Source organism: Pseudomonas synxantha (assembly GCF_900105675.1).
Lineage (GTDB): Bacteria > Pseudomonadota > Gammaproteobacteria > Pseudomonadales > Pseudomonadaceae > Aquipseudomonas > Aquipseudomonas synxantha.
On the sequence record NZ_LT629786.1, the window covers coordinates 432624 to 446347 of the forward strand.

At 56.5% G+C, this 13724-nt stretch carries 14 protein-coding genes; 10 read left to right on the top strand and 4 right to left on the bottom strand.

Annotation, left to right across the window (positions count from 1 at the left end):
• The first annotated feature begins 13 nt into the window (after positions 1 to 13).
• From fadD1 to BLU48_RS02080, 6 genes are all read left to right on the top strand, one after another.
• Entirely contained in the window at positions 14 to 1705 is a 1692-nt protein-coding gene (gene fadD1 / locus BLU48_RS02055; protein ID WP_057023842.1) for a long-chain-fatty-acid--CoA ligase FadD1, read from the top strand.
• Between the two features lie 176 nt (positions 1706 to 1881).
• Positions 1882 to 2670, top strand: a complete 789-nt coding sequence (locus tag BLU48_RS02060) for an SDR family oxidoreductase (RefSeq protein ID WP_057023843.1) — start codon at positions 1882 to 1884, stop codon at positions 2668 to 2670.
• A 300-nt stretch (positions 2671 to 2970) separates the two neighbouring features.
• Complete coding sequence (gene aroA, locus BLU48_RS02065) at positions 2971 to 4323, top strand: 3-phosphoshikimate 1-carboxyvinyltransferase (RefSeq protein ID WP_057023844.1); 1353 nt, start codon at positions 2971 to 2973, stop codon at positions 4321 to 4323.
• 63 nt (positions 4324 to 4386) lie between these two features.
• Positions 4387 to 5166 (top strand): phytanoyl-CoA dioxygenase family protein, encoded by a 780-nt coding sequence (locus BLU48_RS02070; RefSeq protein WP_057023845.1) that lies wholly within the window; start codon positions 4387 to 4389, stop codon positions 5164 to 5166.
• 13 nt (positions 5167 to 5179) lie between these two features.
• Positions 5180 to 6910, top strand: a complete 1731-nt coding sequence (locus BLU48_RS02075) for a thiamine pyrophosphate-binding protein (RefSeq protein ID WP_057023846.1) — start codon at positions 5180 to 5182, stop codon at positions 6908 to 6910.
• Positions 6911 to 6920: 10 nt separating this feature from the next.
• On the top strand, positions 6921 to 8108 hold the full coding sequence (locus BLU48_RS02080; protein WP_057023847.1) for a multidrug effflux MFS transporter: 1188 nt from the start codon (positions 6921 to 6923) through the stop codon (positions 8106 to 8108).
• A 49-nt stretch (positions 8109 to 8157) separates the two neighbouring features.
• Here BLU48_RS02080 and BLU48_RS02085 read toward each other — a convergent pair whose 3' ends face one another.
• Positions 8158 to 8535: a hypothetical protein gene (locus BLU48_RS02085; RefSeq protein WP_057023848.1), complete on the bottom strand. Its 378-nt coding sequence runs from the start codon at positions 8533 to 8535 to the stop codon at positions 8158 to 8160.
• A 198-nt stretch (positions 8536 to 8733) separates the two neighbouring features.
• Here BLU48_RS02085 and BLU48_RS02090 point away from each other — a divergent pair, with 198 nt between their 5' ends.
• The 3 genes from BLU48_RS02090 to def all read left to right on the top strand — a co-directional run bounded on the left by BLU48_RS02090 (position 8734) and on the right by def (position 10594).
• Complete coding sequence (locus BLU48_RS02090; RefSeq protein WP_057023849.1) at positions 8734 to 8919, top strand: CsbD family protein; 186 nt, start codon at positions 8734 to 8736, stop codon at positions 8917 to 8919.
• 179 nt (positions 8920 to 9098) lie between these two features.
• Positions 9099 to 10058 (top strand): YihY/virulence factor BrkB family protein, encoded by a 960-nt coding sequence (locus tag BLU48_RS02095; protein WP_057023850.1) that lies wholly within the window; start codon positions 9099 to 9101, stop codon positions 10056 to 10058.
• Positions 10055 to 10594 (top strand): peptide deformylase, encoded by a 540-nt coding sequence (gene def / locus BLU48_RS02100; RefSeq protein ID WP_057023851.1) that lies wholly within the window; start codon positions 10055 to 10057, stop codon positions 10592 to 10594. The genes BLU48_RS02095 and def overlap by 4 nt, the downstream gene beginning before the upstream one ends.
• A gap of 130 nt (positions 10595 to 10724) precedes the next feature.
• Here the strand turns inward: def and BLU48_RS02105 are convergent, their stop codons facing one another.
• Together BLU48_RS02105 and gstA are read right to left on the bottom strand one after the other, a co-directional pair.
• Positions 10725 to 11138: a GNAT family N-acetyltransferase gene (locus BLU48_RS02105; protein WP_057023852.1), complete on the bottom strand. Its 414-nt coding sequence runs from the start codon at positions 11136 to 11138 to the stop codon at positions 10725 to 10727.
• A 279-nt stretch (positions 11139 to 11417) separates the two neighbouring features.
• Positions 11418 to 12020 (bottom strand): glutathione transferase GstA, encoded by a 603-nt coding sequence (gene gstA, locus BLU48_RS02110; protein ID WP_057023853.1) that lies wholly within the window; start codon positions 12018 to 12020, stop codon positions 11418 to 11420.
• Between the two features lie 96 nt (positions 12021 to 12116).
• Here gstA and BLU48_RS02115 point away from each other — a divergent pair, with 96 nt between their 5' ends.
• Positions 12117 to 12986, top strand: coding sequence for a LysR family transcriptional regulator (locus BLU48_RS02115; RefSeq protein WP_057023854.1), 870 nt, complete (start codon positions 12117 to 12119; stop codon positions 12984 to 12986).
• A gap of 115 nt (positions 12987 to 13101) precedes the next feature.
• Here the strand turns inward: BLU48_RS02115 and BLU48_RS02120 are convergent, their stop codons facing one another.
• Positions 13102 to 13599 carry a hypothetical protein gene (locus BLU48_RS02120; protein WP_057023855.1) on the bottom strand — a complete coding sequence of 166 codons (498 nt, stop codon included), beginning with the start codon at positions 13597 to 13599 and terminating at the stop codon, positions 13102 to 13104.
• Positions 13600 to 13724: the final 125 nt, after the last annotated feature.

Genomic DNA, 13724 nt, shown 5'->3' on the forward strand with positions numbered 1-13724 from the left:
GGAGTGGGCTTCCATGAATGAAGACTTTTGGAAGGATAAGTACCCCGCCGGGATTGCTGCACAAATCAATCCAGACGAGTATCCGAATATTCAGGCGGTACTGAAGCAGTCCTGCCAGCGCTTCGCCAACAAACCGGCTTTCAGTAACCTGGGCAAGACAATCACCTACGGTGAACTGTACGAATTGTCCGGCGCCTTCGCCGCGTACCTGCAACAGCATACCGACTTGAAGCCTGGCGATCGAATCGCCGTGCAACTGCCCAACGTCCTGCAATACCCGGTCGCGGTGTTCGGTGCCATCCGTGCCGGCCTGATCGTGGTCAACACCAACCCGCTGTACACCGCGCGGGAAATGGAACACCAATTCAATGATTCCGGGGCCAAGGCCCTGGTCTGCCTGGCCAACATGGCGCACCTGGCTGAAAAAGTCGTGCCCAAGACCGCCGTCAAGCATGTGATTGTCACTGAAGTTGCTGACCTGCTGTCGCCGTTTAAGCGTCTGCTGATCAACAGTGTCATCAAGTATGTGAAGAAAATGGTCCCGGCCTATCACTTGCCCCAGGCGATCAAGTTCAACGACGTGCTGGCCAAGGGGCATGGCCAGGCGGTCAACGACGCCAGCCCGGCCAGCAGCGACGTGGCGGTGTTGCAATACACCGGCGGCACCACCGGCGTGGCCAAGGGCGCGATGCTGACCCATCGCAACCTCGTCGCCAACATGCTGCAGTGCAAGGCGCTGATGGGCTCGAACCTCAATGAAGGTTGCGAGATCCTGATTACGCCGCTGCCGCTGTATCACATCTATGCGTTCACCTTTCATTGCATGGCGATGATGTTGATCGGCAACCACAACATCCTGATCAGCAACCCGCGTGACCTGCCGGCGATGGTCAAGGAACTGTCGAAGTGGAAGTTCAGCGGTTTTGTCGGCCTCAACACGCTGTTTGTAGCGCTGTGCAACAACGAAGGCTTCCGCAAGCTGGATTTCTCAGCGCTGAAAGTCACCCTGTCAGGCGGCATGGCGTTGCAACTGGCAGCGGCCGAGCGCTGGAAGGCAGTGACCGGCTGCAGCATCTGTGAAGGCTACGGCATGACCGAAACGAGCCCGGTGGCCACAGTAAACCCTATCCAGAATATCCAGATCGGTACCATCGGCATTCCGGTGCCGTCCACGGTGTGCAAAGTCATCGCCGACGACGGCACCGAGCTGCCGCTGGGTGAAACCGGCGAGCTGTGCGTCAAGGGCCCGCAAGTGATGAAGGGCTACTGGCAGCGTGAAGACGCCACGGCCGAGATGCTCGACAGTGAAGGCTGGTTGAAGACTGGCGACATCGCGATCATCCAGCAAGACGGTTACATGCGTATTGTCGACCGCAAGAAAGACATGATTCTGGTCTCCGGTTTCAACGTCTATCCCAACGAGCTGGAAGACGTGCTGGCGACCCTGCCGGGCGTGCTGCAATGCGCGGCCATCGGTGTGCCGGACGAGAAGTCGGGCGAGCACATCAAGATCTTCATCGTGGTCAAGCCAGGGGCCACCCTGACCAAGAACCAAGTCATGGAGCACATGCGCGCCAATGTCACCGGCTACAAAGTCCCCAAGGCCGTGGAGTTCCGTGATGTGCTGCCGACCACCAACGTGGGCAAGATCCTGCGTCGCGAACTGCGTGATGAAGAGTTGAAAAAACTGGGCGTTAAAAAATAGCTCAGTCAAGCGTCCTGCCGCACGTGAACAATACCCCTCACTGAGGGGTATTTTTTTGCTTCTTTATAGGTGAAATACCCTGCTTGTTTCTCTGCGGACATCTGTGATATCGAATGGACAAGTGCGGGTTTTTAATACCCGGGTTTGCAAGATGAACGACTGATCGAGGAGTGATGATGGACTTAGGGATTCGAGGCAAATGGGCAGTCGTCTGTGCGGCCAGTAAAGGCTTGGGTTATAGCTGTGCGCAGGCGCTTGCGGATGAAGGTGTAAACATCGTGATCAACGCGCGAGGCGCGGTTGACTTGCAAGCCGCCACGCAACGCTTGAAGCAAAGAAATCCGGAGGTCGAAGTCATCTCGGTTATCGGAGATATTACGGATCCATCGATTCGCCAATCATTGGTCGATGCCGCGCCGCAAGTTGATATTTTGATTAACAATGCCGGGGGGCCCAAGCCGGGAAACTTTCGCGAATGGACAGGTGACGAGTGGCGTTCAGCAATTGACACCAATATGTTGGCGCCTATCGAGCTGATAAAGTTGGTGATCGACGCAATGGCAAGTCGAGGCTTCGGCCGCATCATTAATATAACGTCTGGTGCGGTCAAGTCGCCCCTGGATGCCTTGGGGCTTTCAACATCGGTGCGGTGTGGGCTCACAGGCTTCGTTGCCGGCCTGGCACGCCAAAAGGACTTCGCTGCAAAAAACACCACGATCAATAATATTTTACCTGGAGCGTTCAAGACGCAACGCCTGGAGCACACGCTTCAAGCGACAGCAGAGCGTTCAGGAAAAACCTTCGACGCGGTGGCTGGAAATCGTCTGGCGAGTATTCCCATGGGGCGCTTTGGTGACCCCGCTGAGTTCGCTGCATTGTGCGCATTTTTATGCAGTCATCAGGCTGCCTATATGACGGGGCAGAACCTCCTTATTGATGGTGGCGCATACCCTGGTATCTTTTAATGAATAGCAATATGTGTCGTTGTGCCATCTGATTTATTCAAGATTTCCAATCTTAAACCGCCAACAATGGCGGTTTTTTTATGGATTTTTCTTTTTTTTGTGGTTCGTAATGCACTGAAAGTAAAGAATAAAATAAAACACGTCATAGATTGGATCCAATCTTATTCCTTTTTGTTATTTGAAACGTGCCAATCCCTAGGTTAGGTTTTTAAGCGGTTGTAACAAGATGTTTCAGCCTAGCCGGTGAGTGTTATGCCCACTCGCCGATCACGTTGGATCTACTGTCTTAGGGAGCAACGCATGTCGACCCAAAAACGCTTGAAAGTCTTTCCTACTGCATCGATCGGCAACATCGCTACCATCCCCTCCTCAAAACCTGAAACGCAGCGGGCAATTATTGCCGCGAGCTTGGCATCAGGAACTTCCTATATTTACAACGACCTTCGTTGTCTCGAAACCGAAACAATGAAAAAGGCCTGTCGTAGTATCGGCGCAGTGATTGAAGAGCAACCAGGACGGTTAGTGGTGACGGGCACCGGCGGCTTGATCAAGCCCGAAAAGAAGGTGATCGACGCGCTAGGTTCTGGGTTGGTATTTCGAGTGTTTGCCGCGCTGACCTGCTTTACAACGACCCCGGCCGTTATTACCGGGGATGATGTACTGCGCGGACGTGTCATGGAGCCCTTGTTTGTAGCGCTGGAAGGGCTGGGCGCACACATTTCATGCATCAACCACAGTGGCAAGGCGCCTATCGTCAATTGGGGTGGCTATCAGGGTGGGGAGTGCACGATTGAGGGCAACATCAGTTCGCAATTCATCACCGCTATTCTTTTCTGCGCGCCTCTGGCCAAACAACCTACAGTGGTGAATATCCGTGGTGAAATTCTGTCGCTGTCGTATATCAAGCAAACCCTGGAAACACTCGGTACAGCGGGGATTGCCTTTGAGGTGAACGCGGACTATTCGCGGATCACGGTATACCCAGGCCAGTACCAGAGTGCAAACTACACGATAGTCGGTGATTACACGTCCTCGTCCTACTTGATTGCGGCTGGAATAATCTTCCCCGGTACGTTGACCCTGAAAAACATGAACAGCAAGAGTTTGCAGGGGGAGCGTGCAATTCTTAAGGTGGCCGAGGCGCTGGGGGTAAAGGTCGAATTCAATGACGCTACCAATGAAGTGCGCATTATTAATAACTTGGCCGAATTGAAAGGCGAATATCATTTTGATGCGAGTGATTATCCTAATATTGTGCCAACGCTGGCGGCGATCGGTGCTTATGTGCAAGGCGAGTTCAAGGTTACTGGCGGCTCCATTACCCGCTTGCACAAGTCGCCACGCATCGAAGCGATGGTGACTGAACTGGTAAAAATGGGCGTGGCCATAGAGCCGTTATTTAAAAACGGCGTTTACGACGGCTTCGTCATTCGTGGAGAACCTAGTTACGCCGGAGACGCAGTGTTGTCGGCCTGGGGTGACCATCGAATCTTCATGTCGCTGTTTGTCGCCTCCCTGCGGTGCCAACAGATCAACGAGTTGGATGGCTATCAGGATGTTCACTGTTCCTTTCCGGATTTCTTCCAGGAGTTTGAACGCCTGGGGGTGTCATTTGAAGAGTCTTCGACAGCAGCCAAACATGTTGAAGTCTGATTGATCATCCATGAATTGAACTGAGGGTGGCCGGGTCACCCTCTTTATAACGGACTATAAAACATGAATTATCGAGAAAAGCTTCAGCAAGAAGGGTATGTCGTTATTCCGAAAGTTCTTTCCAGCGATCAAGTGGCCATATTGCGTGAGACTTATACTCGCAGTTTGGCGCAAACTCAGCAAAGCACGCTGCTGCCAACGGCCTTTCTACAATTCAGTGACATGATCAACGCGCTGTTCGAGCCTCGAGCCGTCAACGCTCTCAAAGAGATGCTCCAGTCGGATTTTTCTTTGTTGCCGAACTTTACGGTGCGTGAAAGTGTTTATATACCTTGGCATAACGATGCCTATTTCCTGCCTGAAGAAGTAATTGAGCCCAGTGCATCTCCTGAATTTTTGCAGTGTGCCTATTATCTTCAAGATAATGACCCTGTCTCGGGCGGTGGTATCACGTTATTACCCGGTTCGCATAAACTCAGCAAGGATGAAGTCAAACTCAGGCTTGCCGACCCGGCGGCCTTTGAGCGCACCGTCATGAGTAAGGCTGGCGACCTGGTCATTTGGGACAATCGAGTTACTCACCGCAGCAGCGCACCCGATGAAACACCGGTGGCGACGAAGTTGGCCATTCAATGGACTGTCTCCGCTTCGACCAAACATAACGCTTCCTATATTACCTACTTGCGCGCACGGGCAGAACGCAGTCTGCACGTGTCCGACTATTTGCCGAATAGCCCTAAGCCGTATTTTGCCGATATGCCCAATGTGCGATACCCATCCTCTTTTTCTCAGGATGCCGTATTGAAGATGAAGCGCGAAAGTATCGCTTTTATTGAGATCTGAACAGGGGATTGCAATGGACTTGCAAAGTACTGGCGAAACCGGTGCACATTACATTCTTCGCCAACTTCAGTCTTTTGGCGTTACGCACTTCTTTATGGTGCCCGGCAAACTGATCAATGCTTTTATGCGTTGTTATCCCAATGATGGTTCCGGAACGCTGGAGATTGAGCCGGTCGTCACTGCCTGCGAAACAGGTGCGTCTTATATGGCGGAAGGTTATGCGCGGGCCAGTGAAAAAATCGGGGTGTGCCTGGTCATCGGCGGCCCGGGCGTCACCAATGCATTGACTGGGATAGCGTCTGCCTATACCGATCATCAACCGGTCTTGCTGTTGTCAGGCCAGATTGCTTCCTCCCTGGAAATGCAGAACGTGCTCCAGGACGGCAGCCAAACGGGCGTCAATCTGTGCGATGTGTTCAAACCCATCACCCGCAGTGCCCTTGAAGTCAAGGCCGGGCAACCCTTGCCGGCCTTTCTGCGCGAATCGGTCCGGCTATTGAGGGGCGTGGAAAAAGGCCCGACTTACCTGGCTGTCAGCAAAGAAGCGCTGTATGAAAAGTCCATGGCTCGCGTTGATATCGCTCCAAGCGTACTGGAGTCGTGGAGCAATCAAGCGCTTGCCGTCGAAAAGATCAAAAGTGCTGCGATCAAGGCAGTCTTCAAGCGCTCGACCAATCTCGTCATTCTCGCGGGGCTGCGTTGCAAGAACGCTAAGGTGGCAGCCGCGCTCGTGGCGTTTTCCGACCGTTTTTCGATCCCGGTCGCCACCACCTTGAGCGCCAAAGGCCTGTTTCCGGAAGACCACCCCAATGCACTCGGGGTTTACGGTTATTCAGGAAATAAACGCGCCATTGAAGCCTTCAAGAACGGTGTGGATGGCGTGATTTTACTGGGGCTCGACACCACTCAATGGAGCACCATGCTGTGGTCCCATGAGTTAAGGCCGACGTGTGGTGCTATCCAGGTGGACGAGAGCCCGGATTACCTGGGGCGTTTTCTCGATATTGATCACGGCGTGGTGGCGACGGGGGATGGGTTCCTGCGCCTGGTTTGCGAGGTTCATGCAGAGGAACTGGCCGCCACTCAGGAAAGTCGTTCCAAGTGGTCGAATGATCTTCAGCGGGTGCCTTTGCATTATCCGGTCGATGCCAAGGCCACAGGCAATATCGCAGACCACCCCGCGGCCTATATCCCCGTGCTGCAGTCGTATTTCCCCAGTGATGGCGTGGTGTGTGTCGACTCGGGATCGCATCGCTCGTTCTTCGGTCACTATTGGACCGCGCGCGGCCCCAGCGCTTATTTATCGGCAACCACCCTGGGCCCGATGGGCTGGAGTATCCCTGCGGGCATAGGTGCAAGCTTCGCCCGTGCCCATGGCAAGACCATGGTGGTTACCGGTGACGGATGCATGTTGATGCAAGGGCTTGAGCTGTCCACCGCCGCCAAACATGGGTTGAATATCGTCTTTGTCGTTTTCAACAACAGGTCGTATTCGGCAAGTTACTTCAATAACAAAGATAACTTGCCTGCGCTGACGCAAATCCCTGACTACAACTGGTGCCTGTTTGCCGAGAGCCTGGGCGTGAGCGCGACATGCGTCAGTACCCCGGAGGCATTGCACGATTGTATTGAAAGCATCATGAGCGCGGCTCGGCCTCATCTCATTGAAATCAAGTGCGACGGGCGACATACCACGCCCAACAGCGAATACAGCTCACGCCTGAAAGATCACCCCTTACTGTGAGGAGCCTGTTGTGAATTCAAAAATGGTCATCACCAACTCCTGCCTGATCCTGGTATTGGGATTGTTTTCAATCGACCTGTACAACCCGGCCTTGCCCGAAATCGCACGGGTATTTTCGGTGACGGACGCACAGTCCCAAAGCCTGGTGGTTTTCTATCTTGCAGGTTTTGCACTGTCGCAACTGGTGTATGGGCCGATCTCCGATAGAAAAGGGCGGGTGCCGGTGATTATGGTGTCCCTGGCCCTTGGCGCCTTGGGCAATTACTTGACGTCGACGGCAGACAGTATCCAGGCGCTCTATCTATTTCGTTTGTTGACCGGCATCGGTGCTGGCGGTTGCCCCGTAATAAGCCGGGCAATCTTGAGCGACACGTTCAAGGATAAAACCGAACTGTCCAAGTCACTGACAGTTTTTTCCATGGCGTCCCAGGTTTCGCCAGCGATTGCGCCCGTGCTGGGTGGCTTTATTACTGCAGCGCTACCCTGGCAATACAACTTCTACGCCCTCACCTTGATCACGCTGCTTGGCGCGGTATTTATCAAAGCTACATTGGTTGAAACGGCTCCACTCCACGGTGTGCCTGCCAAGCGGCTCGAGGGCTTCAAGGTGCTGCTACGGGACTTCAACTTCATGGTCTACAGCCTGGTTTCCGCGGTGCTGTTTGCGATCACCATCGGCTATTTCACCGCCAGTCCGTTTATTTACCAGCTGCAGTTCCATCTGGAGAGCCAGGAGAACGGCCTGCTATTCGTTGGCTACTCTGCGGGTATTGTCCTGGGGTCTTACCTGACCAAGCGTTTCTTGAATCGCTACTCGCCTGAGCGGATCCTGATGGCGTCCCTGGTTGCGCTGACGGGGTTGGCAGCGCTTGCGCCGCTGGTGCTCCAGGCATTCAACCTGGTCACGGCGCCGGCGATAGTGGTGTACGGCTTTTTGGTTGCCCTTGGCTGTGGGCTGTCCTCACCGCTGCTGTTGGGGATCAGTTTGCATGGCCAGGCCAAACACGCCGGCACCGGGAGTGCACTGCAGGGGGCTATCAAGATGGCCGGCGCTGCATTGGCGCTGTACTTTTTCTCTGAGGGGCACACCAGTACGGCGATGGGACTGATGCTGGGGATTTTGGTCATGGCGTTGTTTTGCCTGTTCGCCATCGCCCTGGCCCAGCGTATTGCCAGCAGGTCTGTGGCAACCGCCTGAAAAGGAGCGAGGGCGTAACGCTCTCGCCCACGGTCCTTTACCTGCCAGGTTACAGCGCGAACTGCGCGAAGCTCACACCCGCACCCGCCGGGCGCACATCCTTGAGGAACGAATCCTTGTCGGCGCTCAGCTCCAGGGTAATCTCCGGCTTGCGCTTGCCCGCATTGCGCACCACCAGGCCTTCGAGTTTTTCGCGCAGGAACACGGTCGGCACCTTCAGGTGCAGCAACTGGTCGGTCTCGGCGTTGTGCATCAACAGGTGGAGCCACTCGTACTGGCCCACGGCAATCCGCGCCACTGGCAGGTCGAACCACCAGATGTTGCGTTTGCGGTCCAGGTCGGTGAAGTGGCAGTTGTTGACGCCGAGTACGGCACCGCCCAGTTCCTGGTTTCTACGGGCAATGGCCTGCGCTTTATTGAGTTTCATAATCTTCCTACGGGATCTGTTATTCAGCCGTGTAGCCTGAATGTGCCGGGCATTCTCGTGGGTTGGGGGCAAAACATAAAGCCAAACCTGCAAAGGCTGATGAAATGCCCGGGGAAAATAATTGAAACTCTGCCGAACGGCCTTGGGTCAATCATCAGGTAGTGACCAAAACCATTGATTGTTATCAGGAGTAATACCATGGGCAGCACTTCCGATAAGGTAAAAGGCATGGCTAACGAGGCGGCCGGGAACGTCAAGCAAGGCGTCGGCAAGGCCACAGATAACGACAAGCTGCGTGCTGAAGGCGTGGTCCAAGAGAAAAAAGGCGAAGCGCAGCAAGCAGTGGGCAAGACCAAGGACGCGGTAAAAAAAGCCACTGAATAAGGTGTGGTGCTGGTTCTACCCGGCATTATGGCGGCCATCCACGGATGGCCGTTTTTATGTGAGCGGTTGCAACTAAACTTTTGAAATTGTTTCAAAGTCGCCAAATGGGCTACCTTGATGTAGAAAACGGACCCTGAGTCGCCCACGAACTCACCCTCTTTGCGGCGAAAGGAGACGCTATGATTTTTCCGGTACTCGAAGGTCTCAAGCTGCACAAGGTGCTGGTACGCACCGTCAAGGAATTCGTCGATGACGAGATGCCTACCTACGCCTCGGCATTGGCCTACCAGATGCTGTTCTCGTTGTTTCCCTTCCTGCTGTTCCTCATTGCCCTGATCGGTTTCCTGCACCTGCCGGACTTCTTTACCTGGCTGCGCCTGCAATCGGAACTGGTGTTGCCGCCCCAGGCGCTGGAGCAGGTCAACCCGGTGATCGACCAGTTGCAGCAGTCCAAGGGCGGCCTGCTTTCGGTGGGTATCGTCATCGCGCTGTGGACCGCCTCTGCAGGCGTACGCCTGATGATGAGTGCGATGAACGCGGCCTACGACGTGGTCGAGGGGCGGCCGATCTGGAAGCGCTTCCCTCTGTCGATTTTCTACACCGTGGGTATCGCCGGCATGTTGCTGGCCGCCGCGGCGTTGATGGTGCTTGGCCCGCAGGTCATGGAGTGGCTCGCAGGGCAGATCGGCATGCAGGAATTCGTCGTCACCCTGTGGACTATCCTGCGCTGGCCGCTGATCGTGATCCTGCTGATGTTCGCCGTGGCCCTCATGTACTACGTGATGCCGGATGTGGAGCAGGAGTTTCGCTTCATTACCCCAGGTTCGGTATTGGCCGTGGTGGTGTGGATCGTGGCTTCCCTTGGCTTTGGCTATTACGTGAAGACCTTCGCCGACTACAACGCCATGTATGGCAGTATCGGTGCGATCATTGTCCTGCTCCTGTACTTCTATATTTCCGCCGCCGTATTGCTGCTGGGGGCGGAGATGAATGCCGTGATCGAACATATGTCGGCCGAAGGCAAGGACCCAGGTGAAAAGGAATTCGACGAACCCAGCCACACCAGTGAAAAACAACACGTCTCGGGCCTAGGCCGGGACCACTCCAAGCCCACCCCTGATGAAGTGCCAGAGCGATGATCCGTGAAATCCTGAAAATGGGCGATGAGCGCCTGCTGCGTATCGCCTCGCCGGTGCCGCCGGAAATGTTCGACAGCCCCGAACTGTGGCAACTGATCGATGACATGTTCCAGACCATGGAGCACGTGGGTGGGGTTGGCCTGGCCGCGCCGCAGATTGGCGTCGACCTGCAGCTGGTGATCTTTGGCTTCGACGCCAGCGAGCGCTACCCGGACGCACCGCCGGTGCCGCAGACCATCCTGATCAACCCACTGATTACCCCGCTGAGCCCGGTGCTGGAAGAGGATTACGAGGGGTGTTTGTCGGTGCCCGGCTTGCGTGGAGCGGTGAACCGTTATCAGCAGATCCGCTACGAAGGTTTCGATCCCAAGGGCGAGCCAATCGTACGTTTCGCCGATGGTTTTCATGCGCGGGTGGTGCAGCATGAATGCGATCACCTGATCGGTCGCTTGTACCCATCGCGGATCACCGATTTCAGCAAGTTCGGGTTTATCGAAGTAATGTTCCCGGAAATGGACCCAACGGCTGACGAATAAACACCAGGCTACCTGAGGTCCCAATGTGGGAGGGGGCTTGCTCCCGATAGCGGTGGACCGGTCGATATTTCAGCGACGGACACTCCGCCATCGGGAGCAAGCCCCCTCCCACATTTTTGTCCTGCATCATTCAGGTGATTGAGAACCCCATCGCAATCATCGGCTTGTTCCGCTTGTAGCGCACCAACCGCTCACTGAGCGATTGCGGCAATACCGTGTCCTGGCTGAAACCCATACGCTGATACACCCCCTCCAGATCCGGATGGCACAGCAGCCACACCGTACCCTCCACCTCAGCCACCGCCTGTTGAATCAAGCGCGCCGCCAGCCCCTGGCCGCGATAGGCCGGGTCGACAAACACGCCGGTCAGCCACTGCCCACCCACCACCGGGCTCAGGCATAGCCCTGCCACGATCGCGCTGTCGCGTGCCACCCACAAGCGTCCACCCTTGAGGGCCTTCATCGAGGAATTGTGGCTGCGGTAAAACTTGTTCAACAGCGGCCACAGGGGCTCTGCCAGCGGTTCGATGTGCAATTCGGGCATGGTCTTCTGGCCAGCATTATCAAGGGCCGGGGATTATAAGCGCCTTCTGCCGGGCAATAGGTGGTATACCCAGTGCTACATCCCCGTTCAGTTGAGTACGCATCATGGCCAAAGGTATGGATTCAAAGAAAGCCGCGAAGAAAAAACCGGCAAAGACCGCCGATGAAAAACGCGCTGACAAAAAGGCCAAGAAATCCGACACCGGCCTGTTCGGTCACTGAGTCACCCGCTGTCGGTGCCCAAGGCCAGCACCGCCGGCGGCGGTGCTCCTATCTCAACTCATGGATGTTCGACAGCCAGTGCCGCAACCACTGCGGGCCGTGCGCCTACGCGCTGTTGAAACGCCGCCAGTGCCGGCCACTCACGCAGATCAATGGCGTGCACGGCGGCCCAGCGCAGCACCACGAACAGGTAGGCATCTGCTACCGAATAGTGCGAGCCCAATAGGTAATCCTGACGCTCAAGGGTTTGCACCAGAATCGCAAAACGCTTGAACAGCGTGGCCCGGAACTGGGCTTTCACCTCTCCCTGGATCGCGGCGTTGAAAAACACCGCGAGCCCGCCATGCACTTCGCTGGCAATGAAATTCAACCACTCCTGCAAGCGCACGCGCTCCCAGCTGCCATTGGTCGGGGCCAGGTGGGCGTCGGGTTTCAGATCGGCCAGGTATTGCAGGATCGCACTGGCTTCGGTCAGCACCTGGCCATTGTCCAGTTGCAGTGCGGCCACATAGCCTTTGGGGTTGATCAGCAGGAAGTCTTCGCCGTTGGCGGTGATCTTGGCCTGGTTATCGACGCGCACCAGGTCGAAAGGCAAGGCCAATTCGCGCAAGACGATATGGGGCGCGAGCGAGCAGGCATCGGGGGAAAAATACAGTTTCATGGCGGGCCTCTGTGTAGGATTTGCGCCAGTCTCCGGGGCATGGCACCGTGGGTAAAATTAAACCTTCAGGCCCCACCCATAAGGACAGCGACTGCCATGATGAACCTGATGCACTGGCGCCTGCTGGTGGCCGTGGCCGATCACGGCAGCATCACCGCCGCCGCCGAACGCGTGGGCATGACCCAGTCCGCCGCCAGCCAGGCCATGGCGTCCATGGAGGCCACGCTGGGGGCGCAATTGTTCATCCGCGAACCGCGCAAGACGCTGCCCACTGCCCTCGGGTTGAGTGTGATCGAACAGGCGCGGGTGATGCTCGGTGCCTTGCAGGCGATTCGCAGCCGCGTCGACGAAGCCAGGCCCATGCTGCGTGGGAACCTGCGCATCGCCTGTTTCCCTCAGGTGCTGGCGAAGTTTCTGAGCCCCAGGTTGCAGCGTTTTGCGCAGCTCTATCCGGGAATTGAGGTCACCACCCTCGAAGTCACCGACAATGAAGTGACAGCCTTGCTCGACGCCGACCTGATCGACCTGGGGGTGGTGCTCAACCCAGGGCCCGGGTGCCAGGCAACGCCGCTGGGGCGGGACAATTGGCTGGCCGTGGTGCCGGCCCGGCATGCACTGGCCCAGCGTGCGGCGGGGGCCACGGTGAGCCTGGCGGAACTGCTTGAGCAGCCCTTCGTGCTTGCCACCGGCGGGTGCACTGCCAATGCCCGCAGCTTGGGTGTCGACGCCGGTCTGGCGTTGCGCGATGTGCGGGTGCAAGTGAGGGAATGGAGCAGCGCCTTCAGCCTGGTGCGCGAAGGCGTAGGCGTCACCCTGGTGCCGGAATCGACCTTGCCGGCCCAGCGCCAGGGCTTGCGCGTGATGCCTTTGAGCGTGCCGATACACCGCGAGTTCGCCCTGGTCAGCGCACCCGCCCGTACGCCTTCCGCCGCCGCCAGCGCCCTGCTGGCAATGCTGGCTGACTAGGAAGGCTCGCGGCATGGAGGCGGATACGATCCGTCAGCTCAACGCCACGCTTCAATTGCACTAACTGAAACCCTGCTGATCCCATGTGGAAGAAGATCAAAATGTGGGAGGGGGCTTAGATCGCCGCCAGGGTTTCTTTCACCGTCTGCGCCTGCGGGTCAGCAGACTTCGCCGCTACCTGCTGCGCTTGCTGCTGCTGGAGCCGCTCGGACACTTCCTTGGCAAAGGCATTTTGCTCTTCCACCGGCAGCGCGTTCAGCTGCTCCAACGTCAGCCCCCGTTCTTTGAGCAACTGGTCGCGGATGCGCTCGGCCGGGGTCTTGGTCATGTAATCGGTGAACTCACTGCGTGCTGAACCGGCGACGCTGGTCGCTGGCACATTGCTGTTCGACGCTGTGGCCTGCAACTGCACGCGAGTCTTGGCGAACGCCTCATCAATGCGATCGCCGGCCTTATCCAATGCCTTCTGCACGACCGGTACCGTGATGTTCTGCTGCGCAGTCTGCAGGGCACCGCTGTACAACGCGCTGGCGGCGGCGTTGGCGGGGTCCATGTCGGGTCGCTTGATCTGTTGGACGGTCGACATGGCTTGGGTGTTGTTGTTAACCAGCATGATCGGTCACCTGTGCAAATGGTCGGTGCCACAGCTTGAGCAAATAGCGTGCCGGGTATGCAAACCCCAATGTTTATTGAGAGTGGCTTTGCTGCCGCGGCAAGCATGCTGCCGCTGGCGGCCAA

What these genes read in the sequence shown, in the direction of transcription:
- BLU48_RS02115 (WP_057023854.1), top strand. Translation starts at nt 12,117, where the DNA reads ATGATGAACCTGATGCACTGGCGCCTGCTGGTGGCCGTGGCCGATCAC.
- BLU48_RS02085 (WP_057023848.1), bottom strand. Translation starts at nt 8,535, where the DNA reads ATGAAACTCAATAAAGCGCAGGCCATTGCCCGTAGAAACCAGGAACTG.
- BLU48_RS02075 (WP_057023846.1), top strand. Translation starts at nt 5,180, where the DNA reads ATGGACTTGCAAAGTACTGGCGAAACCGGTGCACATTACATTCTTCGC.
- BLU48_RS02120 (WP_057023855.1), bottom strand. Translation starts at nt 13,599, where the DNA reads ATGCTGGTTAACAACAACACCCAAGCCATGTCGACCGTCCAACAGATC.
- def (WP_057023851.1), top strand. Translation starts at nt 10,055, where the DNA reads ATGATCCGTGAAATCCTGAAAATGGGCGATGAGCGCCTGCTGCGTATC.
- gstA (WP_057023853.1), bottom strand. Translation starts at nt 12,020, where the DNA reads ATGAAACTGTATTTTTCCCCCGATGCCTGCTCGCTCGCGCCCCATATC.
- fadD1 (WP_057023842.1), top strand. Translation starts at nt 14, where the DNA reads ATGAATGAAGACTTTTGGAAGGATAAGTACCCCGCCGGGATTGCTGCA.
- BLU48_RS02090 (WP_057023849.1), top strand. Translation starts at nt 8,734, where the DNA reads ATGGGCAGCACTTCCGATAAGGTAAAAGGCATGGCTAACGAGGCGGCC.
- BLU48_RS02095 (WP_057023850.1), top strand. Translation starts at nt 9,099, where the DNA reads ATGATTTTTCCGGTACTCGAAGGTCTCAAGCTGCACAAGGTGCTGGTA.
- BLU48_RS02070 (WP_057023845.1), top strand. Translation starts at nt 4,387, where the DNA reads ATGAATTATCGAGAAAAGCTTCAGCAAGAAGGGTATGTCGTTATTCCG.
- BLU48_RS02105 (WP_057023852.1), bottom strand. Translation starts at nt 11,138, where the DNA reads ATGCCCGAATTGCACATCGAACCGCTGGCAGAGCCCCTGTGGCCGCTG.
- BLU48_RS02060 (WP_057023843.1), top strand. Translation starts at nt 1,882, where the DNA reads ATGGACTTAGGGATTCGAGGCAAATGGGCAGTCGTCTGTGCGGCCAGT.
- aroA (WP_057023844.1), top strand. Translation starts at nt 2,971, where the DNA reads ATGTCGACCCAAAAACGCTTGAAAGTCTTTCCTACTGCATCGATCGGC.